Raw genomic sequence first — 25,714 nt, 5'->3', positions numbered from 1 at the left:
CATAGGGCCCTCTCCTCCTCGAAAATGCTAACGCATTTTCTTCGTGCGGTGAATATTCGAGGAAGCTTATTCAATGTCCTGCAGGATGAAGAGGTCACGGGAGACCCCGCAGGCGCCTAAAGCGCCGAGGAGGCTCCCGGACCTCCCTGCGGAAAGCGAGCGCTCGGAGAGGAAATCAACAACCAAGTTTAAAATACCCTCTACCAATAAAAAACTCCAAAACCAATTGGTCTTGGAGTTTTTTTATAAATGGAAACCAGTCCAAGCCCTTTTTCATACACATGAATAAAGGAGGCGATTGCTGTGAAAGACAAGCAGACTGTCAACCTTGTCGACATGGAAGCGAAATACGGTGCAGATCTTGCAAAAGAAATTGAAAATCACATAAGCTACTGTGATAAATGCGGTATAGATTTTAAACTTGTCGTCATTGAAAATCTCAGTTTTACTTCAACAATTGCTTTTGTAACCCATGCTTTCGCTTATTTGTATGAGGTGTCATTATTGAGAAAGACCATAAGCAATAAAAACTTCGTTGGATTCAACGAAGTTATAAAGCTAGTAGAAATAATGAGCAGCTTAAAAGCCTAACCAGGCTTTTTTTTATTTCTAAAATAGGCAATGAGAAATAAAAGTATAGGAATAATAATTTCTACTGTCCAATATAAATAACCTATTTTAAACCCTTCTTGAAAGTGCTCGGCAGAATTTGATGCTATCGCCATAGAAGCAAATAAAATAACTAATCCTATTGGAAAAATAACATTACTTTGAACCTTAAGTCGAAATACATCTGCAACGGCAGTTACAGCAGCATAAAAGAAGATGGTAATTTTTAAAAAACCTCCTATGACAAGTTGGAGCATAAAAAATACATCAAATCTAAAAAAAACAATTTTCCTAATCGTGGAAAACAGAGGGAATGGGGAGCGGACAAAAGCATCCACCCCAAGAGAAGCAATATTAATGATTGTGACAATGACTAAATCGATCCCACTCAAAAGAATCGCGGAAAGGCAAACATTTTTTGCTTTTTTGGACTCATTTATCTGAGGAAGTATCATAGAAAATACAATCATTTCACCAAATGGATATAGGATAGATTGATTTAAAGATGTTTTTAACACTGGTGTATAGCCGTCTTCTAGAATTGGCTCTAGATTTTCTAAATGGATTATTCCGGAAAATAATATTAAGAAAAAAGCGAGAATGGACATTAAAAAAACTACTATAAAAAAAATCTCACTCACTCTGCCCAATACTTCAAGACCTTTATGGAGTGCATAGATACAGATTAGAATCATTAACATATTTATAACAATTAGGGGTGTATTTGTATAAATAGTTGTCGTTAATAATTCGCCGAAATCACGTAATACCCTTGATGCATCATATATAAAGTAAATAATATAAATAAAACCAAGGATACGGCCTAAAAATTTTCCTGTTAATTGTTTTATATAGCTTGTTAAGGGGAGGTCTGGATAATATAAGAACAAACGGTGATAAATAAGAACCAATATTAAGCCACACATTAGTCCGATGAGCATCACTATCCATGCGTCCTGTTTAGTATTCGAGCCGATACCAACTAGAAGAGCACTTCCTAATTCAAACAAATATATAAGGGAAAACAATTGAAATGGTGATACTTTTATTGTCTTCATTATTCTCCTCACTGTCATTTCTAAAGGGAAAAATCATCGCAGAGGGCTTTCTGTTGGGATTTTGTTTTTTGGAATTTCAATTCATACTACTCACCATTAATCTTTTCCCTAAACCTTGTTGTTAAAGGTTATTATTTCCAAATTAAAAATAAAAAACCCTAGAAGCGTTGTAATAACGCTTCTAGGGTTTTTATGATTGCTATTTAATAAGCAAATCAATTAACGAGAGTAGAACTCAACGATCAATGCTTCGTTAATTTCAGCTGGAAGTTCAGAACGCTCTGGTAAACGAGTGAAAGTTCCTTCTAACTTGTCAGCATCAAATGTTAAATAGTCAGGTACGAAGTTGTTTACTTCGATTGCTTCTTTAACAACATCAAGGTTACGAGATTTTTCACGTAAGCCGATAGTTTGACCAGCAGTTAAACGGTATGATGGGATATCAACGCGTGAACCATCAACAAGAATGTGTCCGTGGTTAACTAACTGACGAGCTGCACGACGAGTGCGGGCTAAACCTAAACGATAAACAACGTTGTCAAGACGTGATTCAAGAAGAACCATGAAGTTCTCACCGTGTTTACCAGCTAATTTGCCGGCTTTATCAAATAGGTTGCGGAATTGACGCTCGTTAACTCCGTACATATGACGAAGTTTTTGCTTTTCTTGCAATTGCAATCCGTATTCAGAAAGCTTTTTGCGTTGGTTTGGACCATGTTGTCCAGGAGCGTAAGGACGCTTATCTAATTCTTTACCTGTGCCGCTTAGAGAGATTCCAAGACGACGGGATAATTTCCAGCTTGGGCCGGTATAACGAGCCATGAGAGACTCCTCCTTGTGTGTTTTTATTTTGGTAAAATAAAAACGGTTATGAAACACAGATAACAGCCATTTTGTTTTCATGCACCTTCGCCCTAGCAGCTAAGGGTTACGAGATGCACCATCATTAAAAAATGAGGAACAAAATGCACTATTAAACGGTACACATAAGCTGCAATATTTTACACAAAAAGTATTATATAATTTTCATCGCCTTAAAGTCAATTATTTTTTTTAAAAATAATCTATCAAGAAAAATGAAAAATAAAACTTGTTAAAAAACTCTTTAAAAAAATACAAAAACAGCAATTTTTTTACTATAATTAGGTGATGATGTATATTTTTGGGACTATTGAATAATAGGTGGTTGTTTTATGGAGGATTTTGAGAATAAATTACGATTTGAAAATGAATTTACAAAATATAAGAAATTATATCAAGCTGCTGAAAAATTCTATTCCTTATTGGATAAAGACGAACTATTAAGAGAAATCTTCTTTACTCTTCAAGACATATATCCTGCCTTTTATTATTTTTTGCTGCTTTCACAGGATGATCACAACCAAAGAGATCTCCCAATTATGGAACTAGAATATGACAGCGATAATTTTACAGCTATGGAAGCCTACGTTTCAGGAAAAATTCAAATGGAAAAAACAGTAGAAGGAAATCAATCCACCCTTTATGCTCCATTAAAAGGGAAACAAGGGGTCTATGGAGTGTTGAAGATTGTATCCGGTAATTCGCTGGTTTTTTCTGAAAACGATATTGAATTTTTTAGCCTTTTAGCTAAGAGCGCGGGCAGTGCTTTGGAAAATGCCAAGCTTTATCAACAATCAAAGAGAGAAATCATCGAGTTGAAATTAATAAATGAAACTTCCCACCGGTTAAATTCGAACCTTCGTTTAGCAGAAACCATGACCTATATGTCCGGTCAAATTAGACAGTCCTTTCAAGCAGAGGAAGTCGGCTTTTTTCTCTTTACGCAGGATGATATCAATACAAAGGTTTTACCCGGTTCTACTTCCTTTTGTTATAGTAAACAAGCTCGTCCATATATCGAATATATAAAAAATAAAATTCAACAAGAAAAAGATCCTTTATTTATTGGCGATGTAAATATTCCTATAATAAATGACTCAAAATCCTATCGATCCATCATGGCCGTTCCCTTTATTCAGAGTGATACATTAAAGGGGTTCTCTATGGTTATGCATCAAGAACCTTACTTCTTTTCATTTGATATCTTTAAGCTGCTCCAATCGCTTATCCATCACTCCTCACTAGCACTTACGAATTCGATGCTTCGTGAAGAGTTGGAGCGAATGATTATTACTGACCATTTGACAAAACTCCATTCTCGTAATTATTTGGATGAAAAAATCAAAACATCCATGAAAGAAGATGAGGAAGGTACTTTTATTTTGATTGATATCGATAATTTCAAGGGAATAAATGATACATATGGTCATCAAATTGGTGATGAGGTACTGGTACAACTATCCAACTTAATTAAAAGTAACATTCGTGAAAGTGATGTAGGTGCTCGCTGGGGCGGTGAAGAACTTGCCATATATCTGCCAAAGGTATCATTAGAGGCAGGAACAGCTATTGCCAGGAGATTGGTTGAAAAAGTCTTTGAATCCACCAATCCCTGTATTACAGTGTCGTGTGGTGTTTCATATTGGAATAAAGAAAAATATGATACTTACATCCATTTATTTAAACGGGCGGATGAGGCGCTTTACGCGGCCAAAAGTTCAGGCAAAAACAGAGCTGTGACACAGGGTGAAGGGATTAAAGCAAGTTAGAAAATAATTTATAAAAAAAGCACGGGGAATCTGATTCTACTGCCCCGTGCTTTCATTTTTATAGATTTTTTACCAGTATTTCCACAAACTCTTCCAATTTTTCCTGGTCTAGTTCATCAAAACGGTTGGTTTCCGGTGAATCAATATCCAAAACACCGAGGAGCTGACCATCTTTAATCAGCGGGATGACAATCTCCGATTGGGAAGCAGCATCACAGGCAATATGGCCTGGAAACTGGTTTACATCCTCAACGCGAACAGTCTTCATTAACTGTGCAGAAGTCCCGCAAACCCCTTTTCCAATTGGAATTCTAATACAGGCAGGAAGCCCCTGAAAGGGTCCTAAAACAAGCTCATTCTCCTCATCCATTAAATAAAATCCTACCCAATTGATGCGATCGAGAAATTGATTTAACAACGCAGAAGTATTGCTGAGATTGGCAATTCGATTTTTTTCACCATGAAGCAGTGCCTGCAATTGTTTTTTGACGAGTTCATAATTCTCTGCACGATTTCCCGTGTACATTTCGACGTTAAACATGTTTTTCACCTTTCTCTCTGTAAATTTATATCCTATTTTATCAAAATATCATGAAAATGCGCATACTTTGTCGACATTTTTATGGAGGAACCCTTGATTATTTAAAGAATCATATTGTAAGGAGTATTTTACGCTGCCTTAAGGGGGAGAACGGATGAAAAAAAACGCAAAGGAAGCCATAATCCAAGCAGCCATTACACTGTTTAATTCAAATGGGTATTCAGGTACATCAATTAGAGATATTGCCGCATTTGCCGATGTGAATTCTGCTACGGTTGCTTATTATTTTGAAAATAAGCAAGGTTTATTGGAATATTGCTTTACGATCTTTTTTGAACAATACCTCGGCATTATTGAGGAAGAATATGCAAAAATTGGCCATGGGGCAAAAGAGTGTTTAAAGCGGGTTACTGCTAAACTTATTTCCTATCAGTGTGAGAATATCCATCTTGCCAGCCTTGTTTACCGTGAAATGTCGATGGACTCCCAGGTTGTCAGAGAAATCATGTCTACCTATAACTTGAAGGAGAAGTACTATTTCTCTAAAATTATCGAAATTGGCTTCCAACGCAAGGAATTTCGGCCTCACTCCATTCCATATTTAATTATCCAATTAAAAGGGTTATTAATGATGCCGTTTATGAATGCCCATTATATTAGAGAAGTCTTGTATATTTTTCCAAATGAGCGTTTTTTTGAGCAAAAATATATAAATGAACTAAATCGATGGATCAGTCATACACTTTGTGAGGAAGTAAGTGTGAAGAAAGAGGCTGTTTTATAAGGTGCCTCTATTTTTTTGTTTTCTTTTACAAAAAAATTGAATTTTATAGTCAAAAATTGTCGTTTACATGTTATCATAAATACATTGAATTGACCGGTGAGTGATTTTTTTATAAATGAAATCGACTTAAATGGAAACGTCCGGATTAGGGGGCAATAAGTGTGCAATATTTCATTGGATTTTTCATCCTGGTACTTGCCATTTTTGTATTGGGATATTTTCTAAAAAAGAAATATTTTAAGGAAATGGACCGATTAGAAGCATGGAAAATTGATTTATTTAACAGGCCGATACTCGACGAAATGTCAAAAGTAAAGCAGTTGAATATGACGGGACAGACGGAGGAGCTTTTTGAAAATTGGCGACATCAATGGGATGATATCGTAACTGTAAAGCTTCCCAATTTAGAGGAATTGCTTTTTGATGCCGAAGAATTCATTGACCGCTACCGTTTTAATAAAGCAAAAGCAGTCCAACGGGACATTCAGAATAATTTACAAGAAACAGAAGATCAAATTAAGAATATTCTGGAAGAATTACATGAGCTTGTTGGCAGTGAGGAGAAAAACCGGGTAGAAATCGAACAGCTTAAGGAAACTTATCGTGAAACAAAAAAGATGCTCCTTGCCCATCGGCACAGCTTTGGAAAAGCAGAAAAAGGTTTAGAAACACAGCTTGAACAAATTACCAATAAATTCCATGAATTTGATGAAAAAACGGAAAATGGCAATTACCTTGAAGCACGTGAAATTGTGTTAACCATCCAAAGTAATCTTGGGAAAATTAAAAATAATATGGATTTAATTCCACAGTATTTAATTGAATGTCAATCCCTTCTTCCATCCCAGCTTGCTGAAGTTCTCGATGGCTTCCGCGAAATGACGCAGCAAGGATATTTCCTTGACCATATCAGATTAGAAGAAGAAATTACGCAGTTAGAACAAAAACTAACGGAGTATCTAAGTTATATAGAAAAAACAGAAATTGAAAAGGCCGAGGAAGGGACAAAAGAAATTAAAGTAAGAATTGATATCCTTCTTGACCTTCTTGAAAAAGAAGTCCTTGCTAAACACTATGTTTTACAAAATGAAAAGCCAATATATGAAATGCTTGTCGCTGTTCAGGAAGAAAATGAACATCTTTCTGATGAAATCATTCAAGTACAGCATAGCTATCATTTAAAAGATCATGATTTTGAAGTGCAAAGGAATCTTGAGAAAGAACTGTCAACTGTTTATAAACACTTTTATGTGTTAATTGAAAAAATTAGGCTGAACGAAACCGCTCAAACCGCGCTAAGTGATGAATTGAAAGAAATCAAGGAACAGCTTGATGCCATATCGGAAGAACAGCAAATTTTTGCCGGTAAGCTTCAGTCACTAAGAAAAGATGAAATTCAGGCAAGAGACAAAGTGAAGGAATTAACAAAAAAAGTCGGCGAAATGGTTCGGCTTGTAACCAAAAGCAATATTCCTGGTTTGCCGGATGATTATAAATATTTGTTTGAGGATACGAACGATAGTATTGAAAATGTTAAACACCAGCTCGAAGAAAAGCCGCTTAACATTTCAGGGCTCAATCAATATTTAGAAATTGCCGAATTAACGGTCGAAAAACTGACCAATACGACAATTGAAATGCTGGAAAATGTCATGCTGGCAGAAAAGGCTATTCAATATGGAAATCGCTATCGCCGCAAGTTTCCATCTGTGGCAAAAGGTTTAACTGATGCTGAACAAGCATTTAGACATTATGAGTATCAAGAAGCTTTGGAACAGGTTGCAGCGGCTCTGAATGGAATCGATCCAGACGCCTTAAAGAAAATAAAAGCTGCTGTCGAAACAAAATAAAGATTTATTGATAAATGGCTGTCCAAAACACAGGGGCAGCCTTTCTTTATGCAATAGGGGGAAAACTTTTTTCAAATTAACTAATCTATGATAAGATTAATTTTTGCATAAGGGTTCGGTTTTGAAAGGAGTAGACCGATGATCTATTTTGATAATAGTGCAACAACTAAACCATATAAAGAGGTATTGGAATCCTTTGTTACAGTCTCCAGTCAATATTTTGGAAATCCTTCTTCCCTCCATGGATTAGGTATCCAGGCTGAGAAACTTTTATCGCAAGCCCGTGAGCAGCTGGCCAATTTGTTATCAGTTAAAGCAACCGAAGTTTATTTTACTTCCTGCGGCACTGAAAGTAGTAATTTGGCGATTAAAGGTACCGCCGCTTTGCTTAAAAATAAAGGACGTCATTTAATCACCACAAGTGTTGAGCATGCTTCTGTCCGGGCAGCTATGGAACAGCTGGAGCAAGATGGTTTTGATGTCACCTATTTGCCAGTTGATGAAAACGGCAGAGTATCAATATCCGATGTCGAGAAGGCAATCCGCAAAGATACCATCATAATTTCCATTATGCAAGTAAATAATGAAATTGGGACAATTCAACCTATTAAGGAAATAGGAAAATTGCTTAGAAATTATCCATCTATTTTATTCCATGTTGATGCCGTACAGGGAGTAGGTAAAGTACCACTTCTGCTCCATGAAAGCAGAGTGGATTTTTGTTCGTTTTCAGCCCATAAATTCCATGGCTTAAAAGGAACAGGTGCCCTATTTGTCCGTGAAGGCTTGCAGCTAACACCATTATTTTCAGGGGGGAATCAAGAACGAAAGCTGCGTAGCGGAACGGAAAATGTGGCAGGTGCGGTTGCGATGGCAAAGGCTCTTCGTATGACATTGGCAATAAGCGATACAAGTCTTAAAAAAATGAAAAAAATTCAGGATCGGCTTAGAGAAGGTCTGAATGAGCTGGAACAAATTCATATTCATACCCCTTTGGAAGGGGCTGCACCGCATATATTAAATTTTTCTATTAAAGGAATGAAATCTGAGGTGTTGATTCACGCGCTTGAATCGGAGGGGATTTTTGTCTCGACAACAAGTGCCTGCTCTTCGAAAAAAAAATCTCCGAGCAGAACTCTTCTCGCAATGGGTGTTTCAGAAGAGTTAGCGGACAGTGCGATTCGAATCAGCCTCTCATTTGATAATACAGAGGAAGAAGCAAATATTGCTCTAAAGGCCATCAAGAAAGTCTCAGAGCATTTGAGAAAGGTAATGAAATAAATGGAATATGAACGTATATTAATTCGTTATGGAGAAATGTCTACAAAGGGGCGGAACCGCAATAAATTTGTAGAGAAATTGAGAAAAAGTATAAAATCTGCCTTGGCACCCTTTCCAAAAATTAAACTCGAAGCGACGAGAGATCGCATGTATGTTTTATTAAACGGAGAAAACGTGACAGAAATTTCTGCGGTATTAAAAAAAATTTTTGGTATACAGTCCTTTAGTCCAGCGATTAAAGTGGAACGGGACCTTGAACAAATGAAGAAGATGGCGCTGGAATTAGTTTCATCACTTTTTCATGAAGGACAAACCTTTAAAATAACCACTAAAAGGTCGGATAAAACATTCCTTCTTGATACAGATCAAGTGAATCAAACCTTCGGTGGCCACGTGCTGGAGCATATACCCGGAATCAAAGTGAATGTGAAAAATCCGGATATTAATCTGGTGATTGAAATAAGAAAAGAAGCCGTTTACTTATCATGTGAAACCATTTTAGGGGCAGGCGGATTTCCGGTTGGATCAAGCGGAAAAGCTGCTCTTATGCTCTCAGGAGGAATTGATAGCCCTGTTGCGGGATTTTTGGCAATGAAGCGAGGTTTAGAAATAGAAGCGGTTCATTTCTTCAGCCCGCCGTTTACGAGTGAGCGGTCCAAGGAAAAGGTCATAGACTTGGCAAAAAAACTGGCCGAAATATCGGGAACTCTTACGCTTCATATTGTTCCATTTACAGACATTCAACAGGCGATAAGAGAGCAAATCCCTGAAAACTATTCCATGACGACAACGAGAAGGTTTATGCTCCGAATTACCGATCTGATTCGCGAAAAAAGTGAAGGACTGGCTATTATTACAGGGGAAAGCCTCGGCCAGGTCGCAAGTCAAACATTGGAAAGCATGTTTACGATTAATGAGGTGACCAATACACCGGTTCTTAGGCCCTTAATTACCATGGACAAAACAGAGATTATTAAAATTGCTCAAAAAATCGATACACATGACATCTCCATCAGGCCATTTGAGGATTGCTGCACGATCTTTGTTCCAGCATCGCCAAAAACGAGACCGCGAAGAGAAAAAGTACATCATTATGAAAGCTTTTTTGATTTTGAACCATTGATTCAAGAAGCGGTTGAAGACGTAGAAACCATTACGATTAGACCAGACAGTAAACGATCAATAGAATTTAATGAATTATTTTAAAAAACAATTTGCGAAAGTTTTGTGAACAATTACCAATTAATTATTCGAATGAACCTTGTGAGTTCTACACATTATATACTCACAAGGAGGTGATATCACATGGCTAGCAACAATTCTAATCAATTACTAGTTCCAGGTGTTGAACAAGCTCTTGACCAAATGAAATACGAAATTGCTTCTGAGTTTGGCGTCCAACTTGGAGGAGATACTACTTCACGCGCTAACGGTTCTGTTGGTGGTGAAATCACTAAGCGTTTAGTCGCTATGGCTGAGTCTCAATTAGGCGGCGGCGGATTTGCTCGCTAACAAATAAATATTATGGCTACAGAGAGTGGGAATTATTCCCGCTCTCTATTTTTTTGCTTATAAAAATAAAATACTTTTAAGTGAATAATAATTTAAAATTTTTGAATAATTTTGTATAATAATTTTGGATAGTATAATTCAAAAACATTTGAGGGGGAGAGGTATGAAGCGCGAGGATTTAATAGCACCGGAAAGATATAATTTAGTTTCTGAAATGGAACGCTTTGCAAAAGAGCCAAATAAATTGGCACTTATCTGGGAAAATGAGGCCGGCGAAACAAAACAGGTTACATATCAGGAGTTAATGAAAAAAGTAAATCAAGCTGGAAATGTTTTTGTGGAAAAAGGTTTGCAGAAAGGCGATGTGGTTCTTATCATCGTTCCAAGGCTTATCGATGCATATATCGCTTATTTGGCATCTCTTAAAACGGGGTTAGTGGTCATTCCAAGTTCCGAAATGTTAAGAGAAAAGGATCTACAATATCGAATCGCACATGGTGATGTAAAAGGGATCATCTGCTATTACCCATATGTGGACCAATTTGAAAATATTAGTTCAGAACATCCGCTTGTGAAGTTTACGATTGGGGAAAAGGAAGATGGCTGGTTTTATTTAGATGAAGAAATGAAAGCGGCTTCAGAGGAATTCCAAATAGCCGATACACTTCGTGAGGACATGGCCTTTTTATCCTATACCTCCGGAACAACAGGAAATCCTAAAGGGGTTGTCCACACTCACGGCTGGGCATTTGCTCATCTTAACACAGCAGCAGCGAATTGGCTTGGTATTGAGGAAAGCGACACCGTTTGGGCAACAGCTGGACCGGGCTGGCAAAAATGGATTTGGAGTCCGTTCTTATCTGTTCTTGGCTCAGGAGCAACTGGACTTGTCTATAATGGAAAATTTGAACCGAAAAAGTATTTAAGCCTTCTTCAAAAATATGATGTTAATGTCCTTTGCTGTACCCCAACCGAATACAGATTAATGGCAAAGGTCGATAACTTGGATGAGTATCATCTACCAAATCTTCATAGTGCTGTTTCAGCGGGAGAACCGCTTAATCGAGAAGTGATTGAAACATTTAAAAGGCACTTTAATGTTGATGTAAGGGACGGCTATGGACAAACGGAAAATTCCTTACTAGTTGGTGTTACAAAAGGGATGGCTTTAAAAGCTGGATCGATGGGTAAGCCGACACCCGGCAATAGGGTGGAAATCATCAATGAAGAGGGCGAGATTTGTCCGGTAGGTGAAGTAGGCGATATTGCTGTTCATGTTGAAACACCTGCATTATTTAAAAATTATTATAAGGATCCAGAAAGAACAGCCATGCAATTCCGTGGTGATTATTATGTGACGGGTGATAAGGCAATGAAGGACGAAGACGGCTATTTTTGGTTCGAAGGCCGCGGAGATGATATTATCATCAGTTCCGGCTATACGATTGGACCATTTGAAGTAGAAGATGCCCTTGTCAAACATCCGTTTGTGAAGGAATGTGCGGTTGTGGCCAGTCCTGATGAAATTCGCGGATTCATTGTGAAAGCCTTCGTTGTTCTAAAAGAGGATGTGAATCAAAATGATCCTGAATTAACAAAGAATTTGCAGGAACATGTAAAAAAACTGACGGCTCCTTATAAATATCCGAGAGCAATCGAGTATTTAGCTGAGCTTCCGAAAACAACCTCCGGGAAAATTCGCCGGATTGAGCTTCGCCAAAAAGAATTGAAATCCGTCAAGAGCAATTAACTTAATCAGAGAGAAGCCGGCAGTTCATACTGTCTGCTTCTTTTTTAGTTTTAGGAAAAAGATGGCGAGAGAAAAATTCCCCTCATTCGTAAATTTCACGGTATAATAAATTTATTTCGAAACTAGAAAGAATAGGGGAAGAGACACCAATGAAAAAAACTGAAACTCAGATGGGAGCCATACACGCAGGTTTTTCCTATGTAATTTGGGGATTATTACCGATTTATTGGAAGCTAATCGAAAGTGTAAATCCAAAGGAAATCCTGGCTAACCGCATTTTTTGGTCGTTCATCTTTATGTTATTCATCCTTCTCATTACAAAAAAATGGGAGCTGTTCCTTCAAACGTTTAAAGGGTTTGCGCAAAATAAAAAACAGATGTTTGCCTTAATTCTCGCTTCATGTTTAATCACCATAAACTGGTTTACCTATATTTGGGCCGTAAATAGCGGACACATGGTAGAAGCAAGCTTAGGGTACTATATCAATCCACTGGTCAGCATTTTATTAGGTATGGCTGTTTTGAATGAAAAACTAACCAATTACCAATATATTTCATTTGGTCTGGCGGCAATCGGAGTCCTGATCATATCTATTTCATATGGCCAATTTCCCTGGGTCGCAATTGTTTTGGCCCTTTCTTTTGGATTGTATAGTTTGGCGAAGAAACTGATCAATGTCGATTCTTCAGTAGGATTGGCATTGGAAACTTTAGTTGTCACCCCTATAGCGGCTGTATATATGTTTTTCTTACTCATTCACGGCTCATCCGCCTTTTTAACCGCCAGCTTATGGATGGATTTCCTTTTAATGGGAGCTGGGGCGGCAACAGCTATACCGCTATTGTATTTTGCAAAAGGAGCGCAGAAAATTCCTTTGTCCCTGCTTGGATTCATCCAATACATTTCGCCTACCTTAACCTTGATATTAGGCATATTCGTGTACCATGAACATTTTTCAAGGCTCCAATTACTTTCCTTCATTTTTATTTGGTCAGCCGTAACACTTTATTCTTTATCAAAAACAAAATGGTTATCTGTTAAAGGATTGAAAATGCGCAGCGATAAAAAAGCAATTTAACAAATAAAAAACCTTATCCAACTCGATAAGGTTTTTTATGTGCGCTTGGCAGCGCATCGCTCTAATGGGTGAAAGTCCCTAACATGCCGTTGTGGCGGAAATGTATAGCTGACAGGTAGTGCGAGTATCGTGAGATTTCGTGCGGAGGACTTGAAGGCAAAACTCGGAACAGGTGGCTGTAACCATGTTGGCTGGTAAGGTGGGATAACCTTGCATAAAATGGGGATGTCCAATACCACTCTGTATCTTATTAGTTATGAGGACTGGATTCGAGTGAAAGGCGATGAACGTGACCCAAGGAGATCTCATCATCTCCACCGTAGGTGGTAACTCTTTTTCAAAGCCGCGAAGGACAAGAAATGGATTATGGAAGGTGAGAAGTCAGAGCAGGGGATAGTAGTGAATAAACTTGTTGGAAACGCCACAAAGACAAGTGACTTATCACAAAGTTGATAAGGCGGGCACTGACTCAAAAGGCAGTGGACTGATGCGAAGCCCGTCTGTCCATCGAAGAAAAGCAATACGAACTTATTTACTCGTCATGTACTAAACAGAAGTCGATGAGGCAGAAAGCCGAAGAATCGAGACCGAAAGAAAGTAGGTTGTTTAGGGCGAAGTACTAATATCAAATATCAGCCATTGGTTTACCTATTCAGTTGATATTGTATTGGGAAAGGAATCGAATGCATGAATGAATCAATAGGAAAACGAAGCTTACGTGTAGTGGAGAATTCTAAAAAGAAACGCAAGTGGTACAGCCTAATGGATAAATTATGGAACTATCAAAACCTGGAACAAGCTTTCTATGACGTGAAGAAAAATCGCGGTTCACACGGAGTGGATAAAGTAACGATTAAAGATTATGAAATTGAATTGGAACACAACTTAAGAGTGCTCCAAGAATCTTTGCGTTTGAAAACATATCGTGCAAAACCAGTTAGAAGAGTTTTTATTCCAAAAGCTGATGGTACAAAACGTCCACTGGGAATTCCAACAGTAGAAGACCGAGTTCTCCAAGCTGCAACTAAAAGAATACTTGAACCAATCTTTGAACAGAAATTCTTAGACTGTAGTTTTGGATTTCGTCCGAACCGTAGTGCACATATGGCGATAGACAAAATCCGAAAGGATTTGATGGATGGGTACACCTTTGTAATTGATGCCGATATAAAGACTTATTTTGATTCAATTCCTCATGATAAGCTTATCGAATTAATCAAAGAAGAAGTTGTGGATAATAGAGTATTGGCGCTAATTTTGCAGTTCTTAAAATCGGGAATCCTTGAAAATGGTATTTTCTATGAGAGTGACAAGGGGAGTCCTCAGGGTGGCGTAATCAGTCCATTGTTAGCGAACATCTATTTGCATCCGCTCGATGAAATGATGATGGAAAGAGGTCACCGTATTACAAGGTACGCGGATGACTTCGTCATCTGTTGCAAATCCCGAAAGGGAGCAGAAAGAGTACTAAGAACGGTAGTGAAGCTCTTAGATGAAAAGTTAGGATTGAAAGTGCACCCAGACAAAACTAAGATTGTAGACAACTACGAAGAACCGTTTATCTTCTTAGGGTATGTTTTCAAAAGAGGATATTTCCATTCTCCATCAGACAAAGCAGTAAAGAAGTTTAAGAAAAGTATCAAAGATGTAACGAAAAGAAATCTAACAGTTAACCTGGAAGAATTCGTCAAGCATCGATTAAATCCCATTATTAGAGGATGGGGAAGATACTTTGGAATTGGCTTTTCAAAAAAACTATTTCAAAAATTGGATACATGGATTCGAAGAAGGCTAAGAATGATTCAGTTAAGAAGCTGGAGAAAAATAAGAAAGCTCCACAGGGAGCTTCGGAAAAGGAATTGGAAGGGTGAACTTCCGCATCTTTCAATGACTAGATGGAGGAATTCTAAGACTGAGCACGTTCATTTTGCGATTCCGAATGAAAGGTTTCGGGAAATTAAACTTGTTTTTCTTTTAGACATATACAACGAACTACATCCCCAAAGGGGATAAAGTGGAGGAGCCGTATGCGATGACCCGCACGTACGGATCTGTGAGAGGCGCATGAAATTTCTCATGCGCCTACTCTATTTTTATAAGAATGCTCTCTTCACTTTTTCCCAGTAGGAATTATCTTTAAGTTTTAAGGTTTTTAATTTTGTTTCGCTCAATTTTATTTGAATCTTCTCTACATGCCGAATGCTTAGTGCTTCATTGTCCATTCCCATTGTTGGATGGTCGTTGCCTTCGGATATGACTTTTAGGGTTAAGGTGCGTTCGCTGCCCAGAATAAATGATGCACCAAGGGTACGATAACGATTGTTATTAACAGAGGCAACCTCGCTTACTTGCATACAAGAAATTAATGGGTCAACAACGGAACCATTAACCGATTTATTATAAGCGGTACTTCCAGTCGGTGTTGCCACAATCAACCCATCCCCGCGAAAAGTTTCTAAATGAAGCTGATCGACAAAGACTTCAACCACAAGTGTCTTAATGATGGAAGAGCGAATGCTGAACTCATTTAAGCATGGAAAAGTACCCTGGCCATCTATCGTCACATCAATTAATGGATAGCGCCGGACTTCATAAAGTTCTCGCGTAGCAGCTTCAATCATTTTCGATGTATCATCAATGCTGAAATCGCAATACATACTTAAACTGTTTTTTAGGGAAATCCCTGCGTAAAGGCAATCATCACGAAAACCAGTTTTTCTTACTGCCTGAAGAAAAGTTCCATCATCTCCAATACTGGCAATGATGTTAGCTTTCCGGTAGTCGTCTACGATTGTAAAATCATAGCGTTCCGCCAATTCCAATAGGGGTGCAACTTTAGCTAAAACGTCCGCTTCCCGCTTGTAATAAAAGTAGATATTTCGTCTTTTTTCCATTTCATGATCCCCCGTGAATATAAGTATCTTCCAACTAATTTTATCACCTTTTTTAAGCATTATAAAAATATCATCTGAAATTTTGGTTACAAGTCAGAAAGAAGTCAATGCTATTAAGTTTATTTTGTTAGTTAAAGGCGAATACTACTAGGCTGAAAGGTTGTGAAAAAATTGATTTGGCTGCTTGTAGTTCTTTTGATTCTTTTGCTCTTATTCATTTTAATTATTTTAACAAAGCTCACGATTCAAATTGATTATTTCCATCATAATGACAATGACGACTTAAAGCTTGAGTTTAAAATTTGGTTTGGTTTAATTAAGTACAAAAAGCACATTCCTTTAATAAAGATTGATGATAATTCACCTAGCATTATTGTAAAAAGCAATTCACCTAAGCAGCAGCCACAGGAAACAACTGAAGATAAGACTGTTCATCAAATTAAACCTAGTGATATCGTAATGAATATAAAAAATGTACGAGAAATAATCACACATGTGCTCAATTTAAAAGTGGTGATTAGAAAGTTTTTGAAAAAAATTTCAGTCAAAAAGTTTGAATGGCATACCATTGTGGGTGTTGGAGATGCGGCGATTACCGGCATGGTTGGCGGTGGATTGTGGGCCATTAAGGGAAGTTTAATCGGGCTTCTCAGCCATTACCTTAGACTTAAAGAAATGCCGCATTTAACCGTTACTCCTCATTTTCAACAAGCGATTATTCAAACAAGAATCACATGTATTTTTCAGTTTCGAATTGGGAATGCTATTTTAGCAGGATTGAAAATGATTAAATTTTGGAGGGGCGGACGCCCGAAATTAAAGTCCAAAACCAATTTATCTGAGGAAAAAACAAATTCAGTTTGAAAAAGGAGGAAACAGCCATGTCTGACCACCCAATTCAAGGTTTAATGACGACGGCAATGGAAAGTTTAAAAGAAATGATTGATGTGAACACAATTATTGGCGATCCCGTCGAAACTCCTGATGGCAGTGTTATATTAACAGTTTCTAAGGTAGGTTTCGGGTTTGCTGCAGGAGGAAGCGAATTCAAGCTCGACAATGCTCAAGCGCACTCCCAAAGTAAAGATCAGGGACAAGGTCAAGGACAAAGTGGATTGAAGCTTCCTTTTGGCGGCGGTAGTGGAGGCGGAGTTTCCATTACTCCAATCGCATTTTTAATTGTTAACTCACATGGAGTTAAAATGCTCCACTTGGATGAAAGCACTCATCTTTATGAGAAAATATTAGAGCTTGCACCTCAGGCTGTTGATAAAATACAGCAGATGTTTTCGAAAAAAGATAATGAAAAATTATCGAACGAAGGTCACCATAAGCAAGAACTGGAGTTATAGAATTAGGTTAATCTTCCGAAAAAAAGGAGGATTAACTTTTTTCATGGTTTGAGAGTGTAAATAATTGCAAATGTAAGGCTGACAAGATATATTTACACTGTACATAATAGGGGTGAAGCTGCAGGAATGTTTCGTGCACTTAGCTCAATATGATAAAGGAGGATGTTAGATTTGGCAAACATTACATTCGGAGGAAATGCAGTTACATTACTAGGCAATGAAGTAAAGGTAGGAGATAAAGCGCCTAACTTCACAGTGCTTGCCAATGACCGTTCAGAGGTTACATTAAATGATACGAAGGGGCATGTACGTTTAATTACCTCAGTTCCATCTTTAGATACTGGTGTTTGTGATGCTGAAACACGCCGTTTCAATGAAGAAGCAAATAAATTAGGGGATGTAAAAATTTTAACAATTAGCACTGATCTTCCATTTGCGCAAAAGCGTTGGTGCGGAGCAAACGGAATTGAAAACGTCCAAACACTTTCAGACCATCGTGACCTTTCCTTTGGGGAAGCATATGGTGTGGCCATTCAAGAGCACCGACTATTGGCTCGTGCCGTTTTTGTAGTGGATTCAAGTGACACTGTGACATATGTAGAGTACGTAAGTGAAGCAACCCATCACCCTAACTACGAAGCAGCAATTGAAGCTGCAAAGAGTGCAAAATAATTATAGATTTTAAAAGGCCTCGCGGGTGGCGGGGTCTTTTTTGGTTTAAGGAGGTTTTAGAAAGTGAATATTTCTCCGGTAGAACAGCTTTTTACGGTATTTAACGAAACGGCTCTTGTTTTACAAGAAGAATTAGGATGTACCTATTTAGAAGCATTAGCCGAAACAGGGGAGAATCTTTTTCAGAGTTCCATTCTCCAAGAAGAGTTAAGTGAATTAACTGTTAAAAGGCTAAAGAAACAGTATGAAGGCATTCGTCTGGAAAAGTTCTCAAATGAGGAAATCCGCAAAGCCTATCAACTAGTGATCTTAAAAGGGATGAAAGAAAATGTTCAGCCAAATCACCAAATGACACCTGATACAGTCGGGATGCTGGTTGGATACTTAGTACAAAAATTTATGAAACAATCAAGTTATCGCTTGATGGACCCTGCTGTTGGAACAGGAAATTTATTAACGACTGTATTAAATCAAGTCCCTAATAAAGTTGAGTCAATCGGTGTTGAGATTGACGATCTATTAATAAAACTTGCCTATGTAAATGCTAATTTGCAAGAACACCCAATCCAGCTTTTCAATCAGGATAGCCTCGAACCGTTATTTATTGATCCGGTTGATGCGGTAATCGGTGACCTTCCAGTTGGATATTATCCAAATGACATCCGGGCTTCAGATTATCAACTTCAAGCAAGCAGCGGTCACTCTTACTCCCATCACTTGTTTATTGAACAAAGTGTTCGCCACACTCTTCCAGGCGGATATTTATTTTTTATTATTCCGAATGGTTTGTTTGAAACTGAACAGGCTCCCGAGCTTCGCGAATTTATTAAGGAACATGTATATATTCAAGGCTTACTTCAACTTCCGACCAATATGTTTAAGAATAAGAATGCAGCTAAGAGTATTTTAGTCTTACAAAAAAAAGCGGAGCATATAACAGCACCGGGACAGGCGCTCTTGGTAAACTTGCCTAATTTATCAAATGCCATTGAAATGGACAAAATTCTGACAAAAATTGAATCATGGTTTAAAGAAAATAAACGCTAATAAAACCGGATTTATTCCGGTTTTTTCTTTTGTAAAAATTTAATGAAAAATTATGAATTTATTTATATTTTCCGTAATCGCTTACAAGAAAAATTTACTCCTTGTAATGTCGATGAGACAGTGTTTAAATGAGGAAGGATAAAATTGAAAAAGAGTTTGAGCACAATAGACATTGTACTAAATAAATTTTTTATTTATTTATGTTGTTATATAAAAGGAGCGTTTTGCAAAATGTCAAAAATTATTGCCATCAATGCTGGAAGTTCTTCACTAAAATTTCAGCTTTTTGATATGCCTAGCGAAGAGGTTATTACAAAAGGGCTTTTTGAAAGAATTGGATTAAAGGATTCCATTTTTAATATTACCGCTAACGGTGAAAAAATTCAGGAGGTTCTTGATATTCCTGACCATGAAGTTGCTGTTAAAATGCTATTGGATAAGCTGACGACTTTAGGGATTATCCAATCCCTCAATGAAATTGAAGGAATTGGCCATCGGGTTGTCCACGGCGGCGAAGCCTTTAATGATTCTGTTCTTATAACAGATGAAGTTTTAGCGAAAATTGAAGAATTGTCCGATTTAGCACCATTGCATAATCCGGCAAATATTACCGGGATAAAGGCTTTTCAAAGTGTACTTCCTAATGTTCCGGCTGCTGCTGTTTTTGATACTGCTTTCCACCAAACCATGCCGGAGAGCTCATATCTATACAGCCTTCCATATGAGTACTATGAAAAGTATGGAATTCGTAAGTATGGATTCCATGGAACATCACATAAATATGTATCACAGCGCGCAGCAGAGCTGTTAGGCCGTCCGGTTGAACAGCTTCGTCTTATTTCCTGCCACCTAGGAAATGGAGCAAGTATAGCAGCAATCGAAGGCGGAAGATCAATTGATACATCAATGGGCTTTACACCTCTTGCAGGTGTAACCATGGGAACCCGCTCAGGGAATATCGACCCTGCCTTAATTCCTTATATCATGGAGAAAACGAATCAAACGGTTGAAGAAGTCCTTGATATTTTGAATAAAAAGAGTGGTATGCTTGCGGTTTCCGGATTCTCGAGTGATTTGCGTGACATTGAAGTTCAAGCAAAACAAGGAAATGAACGTGCGAAGCTTGCTTTAGAAGTTTTCGCGAATCGTATCCATAAATACATTGGTTCTTATTCTGCCCGTATGTATGGTGTTGATGCCATTATCTTCACAGCGGGTATTGGTGAAAACAGTGATGTTGTTCGTGAAAATGTCTTAAAAGGTCTTGAATTCATGGGCGTTTATTGGGACCCTGCACTCAATAAAGTAAGAGGAGAAGAAGCGTTTATTAATTATCCTCACTCTCCAGTAAAAGTCATCATTATTCCAACAAACGAAGAAGTCATGATAGCCCGCGACGTTGTTCGTTTATCATAATTTATTAAAGGCAAATTGTCCCTCATGGGGCAATTGCCTTTTTTATTATCGCTTTTTCCTGTGATATACTTAAAAGAAAGAATTGGAAATAGGGGGGCCCCTGCCCATGCACTTAACAGAGCGCGAAATAATCACTTTGAATCAGATTCGCGAATGGGAAAAAAGTTTATTTACCTATGAACCGAACGATTTTCAATTAACGTATGAAAAATATTTAGAGCGGGCCTTCACCTTATTGCCCGATAAAGTCCAAAAGCAATTTTTTTCACTTCTCGACAGCTGGCTGTTTCATTTACATAGCTTTATTCAAAGCTCACAGCTTCAGGTGGATGCAAAAGAACGAATATTATCTTCAGGGAGAATTTTCAAGAAGGATTTAGAAAAAATAGCTGACTTAAGGCAACTTGATATTGATCAATTACAATACATAGCCCAACAACAAATTGCCAAGCACCGTTTTTTCTCGTTTGCCCAGGGAGGATTGGCTGGAACTGGCGATACATTCTTGCTTGGTTCTGATATTCCGGCAATGGCTTTCATTAATTTACGGGCCGTTCAATTAATTGCAATGACATACGGGTTCGAGGTCAGCACACCATATGAAATAATGACTTCGCTTAAAGTATTTCACATGGCAACATTACCCCCAAGAATGCAAAAGGATGGCTGGTTAGCGTTAATGGCTGAATTGGATGGCAGCAATGAACGTTATTTTTATGAAGGAAATGAAGAAATCACGGATATTACTTGGCTGGAACAGCCGATTCAACAATTATTAAAAGCATTGGTTATTTCCATGTTCCGCAGAAAGGTCATTCAAGGAATTCCTCTTATCAGTATGGCCATTGGAGCAGGGGCCAATTATCAGCTCACTAGAAAAGTAACCGATGTGGCGCATAAATACTATCAGCTGCGCAATCTAAAGGAGAAAGAGGAAGCTATTGATGAGTACAATCGAGCATAAGATGGAAGCGCCAAAAACAGTCATCTGCAAAGTGATTACGGTCAGTGATACGAGGGATAAAAATTCGGATAAAAGCGGGAAGTTAATGGTGGAACTGCTTGAACAAAAAGGGCATCAGGTTGCCGACTATTGTATTGTAAAAGATGAGGCTGCCGAAATTGAAAAGGAAATTTTAAAAGGCATCGAACAAGCAGAAATTGATGTGATATTGACTAATGGCGGGACGGGAATTGCGAAGCGGGATGTAACGATTGAAACGGTTAAAGCCCTTCTTGAAAAAGAGATTGTCGGCTTTGGCGAGTTATTTCGGATGCTAAGCTATCAGGAGGATATTGGTTCAGCTGCGATTCTATCAAGAGCGATCGCCGGCGTGATCAAAAACAAAGCGATATTCTCTACCCCTGGGTCATCCGGCGCAGTGAAACTTGCCATGAATAAACTTATATTGCCTGAAATAGGGCATGTGGTGAGAGAATTGAAGAAGGATCTATAGTTTAATATTTTCTATATTGAGGAAAAAAGATTTTACTTTCAAATTTTGAGCGGTTGCATTGCCCGTAGAGAGGCAAAAAAAGCTTGAACGGTCAAAGCAGAGGGGTTGCATTGCTCGTAGAGAGGCAAAAAAAGCTTGAACGGTCAAAGCAGAGTGGTTGCATTGCTCGTAGAGAGGCAAAAAAAGCTTGAACGGTCAAAGCAGAGCGGTTGCATTGCCCGTAGAGTGGTATAAAAAGCTTGAACGGTCAAAGCAGAGCGGTTGCATTGCCCGTAGAGAGGTAAAAAAGCTTGAACGGTCAAAGCAGAGCGGTTGCATTGCCCGTAGAGTGGTATAAAAAGCTTGAACGGTCAAAGCAGAGTGGTTGCATTGCCCGTAGAGTGGTATAAAAAGCTTGAACGGTCAAAGCAGAGTAGTTGCATTGCCCGTAGAGTGGTATAAAAAGCTTGAACGGTCAAAACAGAGCCGTTGCATTGCCCGTAGAGTGGTATAAAAAGCTTGAACGGTCAAAGCAGAGTAGTTGCATTGCCCGTAGAGAGAAAAAAAGCTTGAAGGGTCAAAGCTGAGAGGTTGCATTGCCCGTACGATATGCCCGCAATTACATAAAATGAATCTAGATAAATGTTAAAGGGTAAATAGAGAGATTAAGTGGAAATCCACCATGATTCCATTAAAACTTTAAATAATAAAAATGCACCCGAGATTTGTGAAATCTCGGGTGCATACGAACCCTTAAGAATCTAGATTAATGATGTGCCTTTGAGGATACCGTCTGATTCACGCGGTACCATAACCATAAATCATTGATAATCGAGGCAAGTTCTGCTATCTCACTATTAAGCTCACATGAACGAGGGAAGTCAAATTCATCGGAAAGCTGTGCTTGTTTTTTATTGATGATCCCTTCCAGTTCTGCAATCCGATCGGGAATGGAGCCGCGAACTTTCTCCCAAAATAAAAGAATTCTATCTTGTTTTTCTATACTGAAATGGTCCCAATCCTCCGTAAAAACAGGAAGGAGGATCCCAAGGCGTTGATCGAAAGAAAAAAGTTCTTCCATAATTTCCTCCAAAACTTTTGATAATTATATTTTACTATAGATTCTCTAAGCCATCACTTATAATGTTCGAAAATAACCATTCTTCCATCAGAAATAGGTGTTAGAGCAATCATTAATTCTTTTCAGTGCGGACCACAAGCACATCACAATTTGCATATCGAGTAATATGCTCAGATACACTGCCGATAAAAAATCTTTCCATTGCACTCATTCCAGTCGCTCCGCAAATGATCAAATCTACTTTATGTTTTTTAGCGATATCTTTAGGTATCCTTACCTTCGGTGAGCCATATTCAATTTCATATTTAACATTTACTACTCCAGCCTTAAGGGCTTCTTCCTGGTAACTTTCAAGTAATTCTTTTGCCAAATTTTCTGCTCTTTCAGCAATGCTGCGGTTATAGGATTCCACCATTGCAAATGTCCTTGTGTCGATGATATGGACTAAAAGAAGGCTGGCATTATTTCTTTTTGCAATTTCAATGCCTTTTTTTAAAGCCCATTCTGCTTCTGTTGAGCCATCAAGAGCGACTAAAATATTTTGATATTTGAGTCCCATGATTATCATCTCCTTACCTAAATAATACCATTTTTTTCAGAGAATAAGTGTTTCAATTTTTCGAACAATAATGGAGTACTTATTATGGGAAGGGAGTCTGGATGATGAAAAGGGATCCAAATCAACGATTTACTTTTGAGTTTGATGAACAAGGAACAAATGAAGTAAGCAACCAAATCATGAATTCGTATAATAGCGGGTTTATTGATCAGGAATCCGTGCAGGCTGACAGTAATGATTTTCAAGGAACAGAGAGTTAAAAACAAAAAAGAGTAAGGCTGCCATGCATCGTGGCAGCCTTTTTGTGTACGTTTGTCTAGAAGAAATTCATTTAGCAGGGCATTTACCCAAGAGTCTCGCTATTTGCCCGCATATTCTTTAGTATGTAACCCAATAAAATGAGGAGGATTTAAAATGTATTCTGATATTCAGGGGATTCCTATTGATGAAAGACACTTTGGCGGTGGATTCGGGCATATGGGCGGCTTCGGACATGGTGGCTTTGGACACATGGGCGGTATTGGCCGACCAGGCTTCGGCTTTGGCGGATTTGGCCGGCCAGGTTTTGGCTTTGGCGGATTTGGCCGACCGGGATTCGGCTTTGGAGTTCCATTTTTGACTGGGTTAGCTGCTGGCGCATTATTAGCACCGGGATGGGGATACGGGTACGGTTATCCTTATTATGACCCATATTATCCTTATTACTAAACTAGTAATGAAAATGAGCTTTGCTACCATTGCAAAGCTTCTTCAATTTTTTGCCTGGATTGTTTAAAGATAGTAAACCGCATCTTTTTTGATAAAAAGATGTGCTATATCATTAAAGACCAATGGTTAACATCTTTCACTAGGTAAATGGATATATTAATATCATCTTGGTTGTTTTTCGATGGAATAAATTTAATGGGGGTAAAAGTATGCGTATTGGTGTACCAAGAGAAATAAAAAACAATGAAAACCGAGTAGCTATGACACCTGCAGGGGTTGTAAACATTATAAAGTTTAATCATGAAGTCTTTATAGAGCGAGGTGCAGGGATTGGATCTGGTTTTACAGATGAAGATTATCAATCTGCCGGGGCCAACCTTGTTGATACAGCTGAAGAGGCATGGTCGATGGAAATGGTCATGAAGGTAAAAGAACCGCTTCCAGATGAATACAAATATTTCCGCGATGGTTTAATTTTATTTACATATTTACACTTAGCGCCAGAACCGGAGTTAACGAAAGCATTAATCGATAATAAAGTGGTGGGTATTGCTTATGAAACTGTTCAACTTCCCAATAGAAGCCTGCCGCTCTTAACACCGATGAGTGAGGTGGCAGGCCGAATGGCCCCGCAAATTGGTGCACAATTTCTTGAAAAAGTGCATGGGGGAATGGGCATTTTGCTTTCAGGGGTACCTGGTGTTCAAAGAGGTATCGTTACCATTATTGGAGGCGGGGTAGCTGGAACAAACGCGGCAAAAATGGCGATTGGGCTAGGGGCAAAAGTGACGATGATCGATTTGAATCCAGATCGTCTCCGCCAGTTGGATGACATTTTTGGTTCGGATGTTACAACGTTAATGTCAAACCCTTACAATATTGCTGAAGCTGTAAAAGAATCGGATTTAGTAATTGGCGCTGTACTCATTCCTGGAGCGAAAGCACCGAAGCTTGTGACCGAAGAGATGATTCAATCCATGAAGCCGGGAAGTGTCGTGGTGGATATCGCAATCGATCAGGGAGGTATTTTTGAAACAACTGACAGGATTACCACCCATGATAACCCAACATATGTGAAGCATGGGGTTGTTCATTATGCAGTTGCAAATATGCCTGGCGCGGTGCCAAGGACCTCAACCATTGCGTTAACCAATGTAACTGTCCCGTATGCCATACAAATTGCCAATAAGGGATATAAACAGGCTTGTCTCACAAATGAAGCCCTATTAAAAGGAATCAATACCCTCGGCGGTTATGTAACTTATGAAGCAGTAGCTGAGGCACATGGGCTTGAATTCAAAGATACAAAATCATTATTAGAATTAGTGTAAAAAATTAAAAGGACCACAAATGTGAACTGCACCCCAATTGTTAGACACAACTAACAATTGGAGGTGCAGTTTTTATATAGGAAGCTTCAACTGTCGCATAATGTGTTCCAATTGTCGGATAGAA

27 protein-coding genes are annotated in these 25,714 nt (G+C 38.4%); 21 read left to right on the top strand and 6 right to left on the bottom strand.

Annotation, left to right across the window (positions count from 1 at the left end):
- Positions 1-303 precede the first annotated feature (303 nt).
- The gene (locus ACZ5XR_RS21745; RefSeq protein ID WP_464498559.1) at positions 304-591 is read left to right on the top strand and encodes a hypothetical protein; all 288 of its coding nucleotides are present in this window, start codon (positions 304-306) and stop codon (positions 589-591) included.
- On the opposite strand, the gene ACZ5XR_RS21740 is transcribed toward ACZ5XR_RS21745, so the two are convergent.
- Together ACZ5XR_RS21740 and rpsD are read right to left on the bottom strand one after the other, a co-directional pair.
- Positions 588-1,667, bottom strand: a complete 1,080-nt coding sequence (locus tag ACZ5XR_RS21740; RefSeq protein WP_464498557.1) for a GerAB/ArcD/ProY family transporter — start codon at positions 1,665-1,667, stop codon at positions 588-590. The two genes, ACZ5XR_RS21745 and ACZ5XR_RS21740, sit on opposite strands and share 4 nt — an antisense overlap.
- A gap of 219 nt (positions 1,668-1,886) precedes the next feature.
- Positions 1,887-2,489 (bottom strand): 30S ribosomal protein S4, encoded by a 603-nt coding sequence (gene rpsD, locus ACZ5XR_RS21735; protein ID WP_464502401.1) that lies wholly within the window; start codon positions 2,487-2,489, stop codon positions 1,887-1,889.
- Positions 2,490-2,860: 371 nt separating this feature from the next.
- Between rpsD and ACZ5XR_RS21730 the strand changes: the two genes are divergently transcribed.
- Entirely contained in the window at positions 2,861-4,297 is a 1,437-nt protein-coding gene (locus tag ACZ5XR_RS21730; protein ID WP_464498555.1) for a sensor domain-containing diguanylate cyclase, read from the top strand.
- Between the two features lie 58 nt (positions 4,298-4,355).
- Here ACZ5XR_RS21730 and ACZ5XR_RS21725 read toward each other — a convergent pair whose 3' ends face one another.
- The gene (locus tag ACZ5XR_RS21725) at positions 4,356-4,838 is read right to left on the bottom strand and encodes a GAF domain-containing protein (RefSeq protein WP_464498554.1); all 483 of its coding nucleotides are present in this window, start codon (positions 4,836-4,838) and stop codon (positions 4,356-4,358) included.
- A 154-nt stretch (positions 4,839-4,992) separates the two neighbouring features.
- Here ACZ5XR_RS21725 and refZ point away from each other — a divergent pair, with 154 nt between their 5' ends.
- From refZ to ltrA, 8 genes are all read left to right on the top strand, one after another.
- A complete protein-coding gene (gene refZ, locus ACZ5XR_RS21720) occupies positions 4,993-5,622 on the top strand; it encodes a forespore capture DNA-binding protein RefZ (RefSeq protein ID WP_464498552.1) in 630 nt (209 codons plus the stop codon).
- A 161-nt stretch (positions 5,623-5,783) separates the two neighbouring features.
- A complete protein-coding gene (ezrA, locus tag ACZ5XR_RS21715) occupies positions 5,784-7,472 on the top strand; it encodes a septation ring formation regulator EzrA (protein ID WP_464498551.1) in 1,689 nt (562 codons plus the stop codon).
- A 138-nt stretch (positions 7,473-7,610) separates the two neighbouring features.
- Complete coding sequence (locus ACZ5XR_RS21710) at positions 7,611-8,753, top strand: cysteine desulfurase family protein (protein ID WP_464498550.1); 1,143 nt, start codon at positions 7,611-7,613, stop codon at positions 8,751-8,753.
- The gene (gene thiI / locus ACZ5XR_RS21705) at positions 8,754-9,959 is read left to right on the top strand and encodes a tRNA uracil 4-sulfurtransferase ThiI (RefSeq protein WP_464498548.1); all 1,206 of its coding nucleotides are present in this window, start codon (positions 8,754-8,756) and stop codon (positions 9,957-9,959) included.
- A 99-nt stretch (positions 9,960-10,058) separates the two neighbouring features.
- The gene (locus ACZ5XR_RS21700) at positions 10,059-10,265 is read left to right on the top strand and encodes a small, acid-soluble spore protein, alpha/beta type (protein WP_464498547.1); all 207 of its coding nucleotides are present in this window, start codon (positions 10,059-10,061) and stop codon (positions 10,263-10,265) included.
- A 163-nt stretch (positions 10,266-10,428) separates the two neighbouring features.
- Positions 10,429-12,015, top strand: coding sequence for an acyl-CoA synthetase MbcS (gene mbcS / locus ACZ5XR_RS21695; RefSeq protein ID WP_464498545.1), 1,587 nt, complete (start codon positions 10,429-10,431; stop codon positions 12,013-12,015).
- Between the two features lie 149 nt (positions 12,016-12,164).
- Positions 12,165-13,094 (top strand): EamA family transporter RarD, encoded by a 930-nt coding sequence (gene rarD, locus ACZ5XR_RS21690; protein ID WP_464498544.1) that lies wholly within the window; start codon positions 12,165-12,167, stop codon positions 13,092-13,094.
- A 687-nt stretch (positions 13,095-13,781) separates the two neighbouring features.
- The gene (gene ltrA / locus ACZ5XR_RS21685; protein ID WP_464497298.1) at positions 13,782-15,107 is read left to right on the top strand and encodes a group II intron reverse transcriptase/maturase; all 1,326 of its coding nucleotides are present in this window, start codon (positions 13,782-13,784) and stop codon (positions 15,105-15,107) included.
- An 80-nt stretch (positions 15,108-15,187) separates the two neighbouring features.
- Here the strand turns inward: ltrA and ACZ5XR_RS21680 are convergent, their stop codons facing one another.
- Positions 15,188-15,988, bottom strand: coding sequence for an NAD kinase (locus ACZ5XR_RS21680; RefSeq protein WP_464498543.1), 801 nt, complete (start codon positions 15,986-15,988; stop codon positions 15,188-15,190).
- A 162-nt stretch (positions 15,989-16,150) separates the two neighbouring features.
- Here ACZ5XR_RS21680 and ACZ5XR_RS21675 point away from each other — a divergent pair, with 162 nt between their 5' ends.
- The 8 genes from ACZ5XR_RS21675 to ACZ5XR_RS21640 all read left to right on the top strand — a co-directional run bounded on the left by ACZ5XR_RS21675 (position 16,151) and on the right by ACZ5XR_RS21640 (position 22,269).
- Positions 16,151-16,852 (top strand): DUF2953 domain-containing protein, encoded by a 702-nt coding sequence (locus ACZ5XR_RS21675; RefSeq protein WP_464498542.1) that lies wholly within the window; start codon positions 16,151-16,153, stop codon positions 16,850-16,852.
- A 17-nt stretch (positions 16,853-16,869) separates the two neighbouring features.
- Complete coding sequence (ytfJ, locus tag ACZ5XR_RS21670) at positions 16,870-17,340, top strand: GerW family sporulation protein (RefSeq protein ID WP_464498541.1); 471 nt, start codon at positions 16,870-16,872, stop codon at positions 17,338-17,340.
- Between the two features lie 171 nt (positions 17,341-17,511).
- The gene (gene tpx, locus ACZ5XR_RS21665) at positions 17,512-18,012 is read left to right on the top strand and encodes a thiol peroxidase (protein ID WP_464498540.1); all 501 of its coding nucleotides are present in this window, start codon (positions 17,512-17,514) and stop codon (positions 18,010-18,012) included.
- Positions 18,013-18,075: 63 nt separating this feature from the next.
- A complete protein-coding gene (locus ACZ5XR_RS21660; protein ID WP_464498539.1) occupies positions 18,076-19,059 on the top strand; it encodes a class I SAM-dependent methyltransferase in 984 nt (327 codons plus the stop codon).
- Between the two features lie 231 nt (positions 19,060-19,290).
- Positions 19,291-20,475, top strand: a complete 1,185-nt coding sequence (locus ACZ5XR_RS21655; protein ID WP_464498538.1) for an acetate kinase — start codon at positions 19,291-19,293, stop codon at positions 20,473-20,475.
- A 106-nt stretch (positions 20,476-20,581) separates the two neighbouring features.
- Positions 20,582-21,439: an EcsC family protein gene (locus ACZ5XR_RS21650; protein ID WP_464498537.1), complete on the top strand. Its 858-nt coding sequence runs from the start codon at positions 20,582-20,584 to the stop codon at positions 21,437-21,439.
- On the top strand, positions 21,420-21,932 hold the full coding sequence (locus tag ACZ5XR_RS21645) for a MogA/MoaB family molybdenum cofactor biosynthesis protein (protein ID WP_464498536.1): 513 nt from the start codon (positions 21,420-21,422) through the stop codon (positions 21,930-21,932). Before ACZ5XR_RS21650 ends, ACZ5XR_RS21645 begins: the two co-directional genes overlap by 20 nt.
- A gap of 187 nt (positions 21,933-22,119) precedes the next feature.
- Positions 22,120-22,269: a hypothetical protein gene (locus tag ACZ5XR_RS21640; protein ID WP_464498535.1), complete on the top strand. Its 150-nt coding sequence runs from the start codon at positions 22,120-22,122 to the stop codon at positions 22,267-22,269.
- Positions 22,270-22,677: 408 nt separating this feature from the next.
- Here the strand turns inward: ACZ5XR_RS21640 and ACZ5XR_RS21635 are convergent, their stop codons facing one another.
- Complete coding sequence (locus ACZ5XR_RS21635) at positions 22,678-22,992, bottom strand: hypothetical protein (protein ID WP_464498534.1); 315 nt, start codon at positions 22,990-22,992, stop codon at positions 22,678-22,680.
- A 112-nt stretch (positions 22,993-23,104) separates the two neighbouring features.
- Positions 23,105-23,551: a universal stress protein gene (locus ACZ5XR_RS21630; RefSeq protein WP_464498533.1), complete on the bottom strand. Its 447-nt coding sequence runs from the start codon at positions 23,549-23,551 to the stop codon at positions 23,105-23,107.
- Positions 23,552-23,652: 101 nt separating this feature from the next.
- Between ACZ5XR_RS21630 and ACZ5XR_RS21625 the strand changes: the two genes are divergently transcribed.
- The 3 genes from ACZ5XR_RS21625 to ald all read left to right on the top strand — a co-directional run bounded on the left by ACZ5XR_RS21625 (position 23,653) and on the right by ald (position 25,590).
- A complete protein-coding gene (locus tag ACZ5XR_RS21625; protein ID WP_464498532.1) occupies positions 23,653-23,811 on the top strand; it encodes a hypothetical protein in 159 nt (52 codons plus the stop codon).
- A gap of 217 nt (positions 23,812-24,028) precedes the next feature.
- Complete coding sequence (locus ACZ5XR_RS21620; protein ID WP_464502400.1) at positions 24,029-24,259, top strand: spore coat protein; 231 nt, start codon at positions 24,029-24,031, stop codon at positions 24,257-24,259.
- Positions 24,260-24,468: 209 nt separating this feature from the next.
- Positions 24,469-25,590: an alanine dehydrogenase gene (ald, locus tag ACZ5XR_RS21615; RefSeq protein WP_464498531.1), complete on the top strand. Its 1,122-nt coding sequence runs from the start codon at positions 24,469-24,471 to the stop codon at positions 25,588-25,590.
- Positions 25,591-25,714: the final 124 nt, after the last annotated feature.

This window comes from Neobacillus sp. Fa239 (assembly GCF_055395235.1).
This window is presented reverse-complemented; position numbering and strand designations above follow the sequence as displayed.

What these genes read in the sequence shown, in the direction of transcription:
- ACZ5XR_RS21740 (WP_464498557.1), bottom strand. Translation starts at nt 1,667, where the DNA reads ATGAAGACAATAAAAGTATCACCATTTCAATTGTTTTCCCTTATATAT.
- rpsD (WP_464502401.1), bottom strand. Translation starts at nt 2,489, where the DNA reads ATGGCTCGTTATACCGGCCCAAGCTGGAAATTATCCCGTCGTCTTGGA.
- ACZ5XR_RS21730 (WP_464498555.1), top strand. Translation starts at nt 2,861, where the DNA reads ATGGAGGATTTTGAGAATAAATTACGATTTGAAAATGAATTTACAAAA.
- ACZ5XR_RS21725 (WP_464498554.1), bottom strand. Translation starts at nt 4,838, where the DNA reads ATGTTTAACGTCGAAATGTACACGGGAAATCGTGCAGAGAATTATGAA.
- refZ (WP_464498552.1), top strand. Translation starts at nt 4,993, where the DNA reads ATGAAAAAAAACGCAAAGGAAGCCATAATCCAAGCAGCCATTACACTG.
- ACZ5XR_RS21710 (WP_464498550.1), top strand. Translation starts at nt 7,611, where the DNA reads ATGATCTATTTTGATAATAGTGCAACAACTAAACCATATAAAGAGGTA.
- thiI (WP_464498548.1), top strand. Translation starts at nt 8,754, where the DNA reads ATGGAATATGAACGTATATTAATTCGTTATGGAGAAATGTCTACAAAG.
- ACZ5XR_RS21700 (WP_464498547.1), top strand. Translation starts at nt 10,059, where the DNA reads ATGGCTAGCAACAATTCTAATCAATTACTAGTTCCAGGTGTTGAACAA.
- mbcS (WP_464498545.1), top strand. Translation starts at nt 10,429, where the DNA reads ATGAAGCGCGAGGATTTAATAGCACCGGAAAGATATAATTTAGTTTCT.
- rarD (WP_464498544.1), top strand. Translation starts at nt 12,165, where the DNA reads ATGAAAAAAACTGAAACTCAGATGGGAGCCATACACGCAGGTTTTTCC.
- ltrA (WP_464497298.1), top strand. Translation starts at nt 13,782, where the DNA reads ATGAATGAATCAATAGGAAAACGAAGCTTACGTGTAGTGGAGAATTCT.
- ACZ5XR_RS21680 (WP_464498543.1), bottom strand. Translation starts at nt 15,988, where the DNA reads ATGGAAAAAAGACGAAATATCTACTTTTATTACAAGCGGGAAGCGGAC.
- ytfJ (WP_464498541.1), top strand. Translation starts at nt 16,870, where the DNA reads ATGTCTGACCACCCAATTCAAGGTTTAATGACGACGGCAATGGAAAGT.
- ACZ5XR_RS21655 (WP_464498538.1), top strand. Translation starts at nt 19,291, where the DNA reads ATGTCAAAAATTATTGCCATCAATGCTGGAAGTTCTTCACTAAAATTT.
- ACZ5XR_RS21650 (WP_464498537.1), top strand. Translation starts at nt 20,582, where the DNA reads ATGCACTTAACAGAGCGCGAAATAATCACTTTGAATCAGATTCGCGAA.
- ACZ5XR_RS21645 (WP_464498536.1), top strand. Translation starts at nt 21,420, where the DNA reads ATGAGTACAATCGAGCATAAGATGGAAGCGCCAAAAACAGTCATCTGC.
- ACZ5XR_RS21635 (WP_464498534.1), bottom strand. Translation starts at nt 22,992, where the DNA reads ATGGAAGAACTTTTTTCTTTCGATCAACGCCTTGGGATCCTCCTTCCT.
- ACZ5XR_RS21630 (WP_464498533.1), bottom strand. Translation starts at nt 23,551, where the DNA reads ATGGGACTCAAATATCAAAATATTTTAGTCGCTCTTGATGGCTCAACA.
- ACZ5XR_RS21625 (WP_464498532.1), top strand. Translation starts at nt 23,653, where the DNA reads ATGATGAAAAGGGATCCAAATCAACGATTTACTTTTGAGTTTGATGAA.
- ACZ5XR_RS21620 (WP_464502400.1), top strand. Translation starts at nt 24,029, where the DNA reads ATGGGCGGCTTCGGACATGGTGGCTTTGGACACATGGGCGGTATTGGC.
- ald (WP_464498531.1), top strand. Translation starts at nt 24,469, where the DNA reads ATGCGTATTGGTGTACCAAGAGAAATAAAAAACAATGAAAACCGAGTA.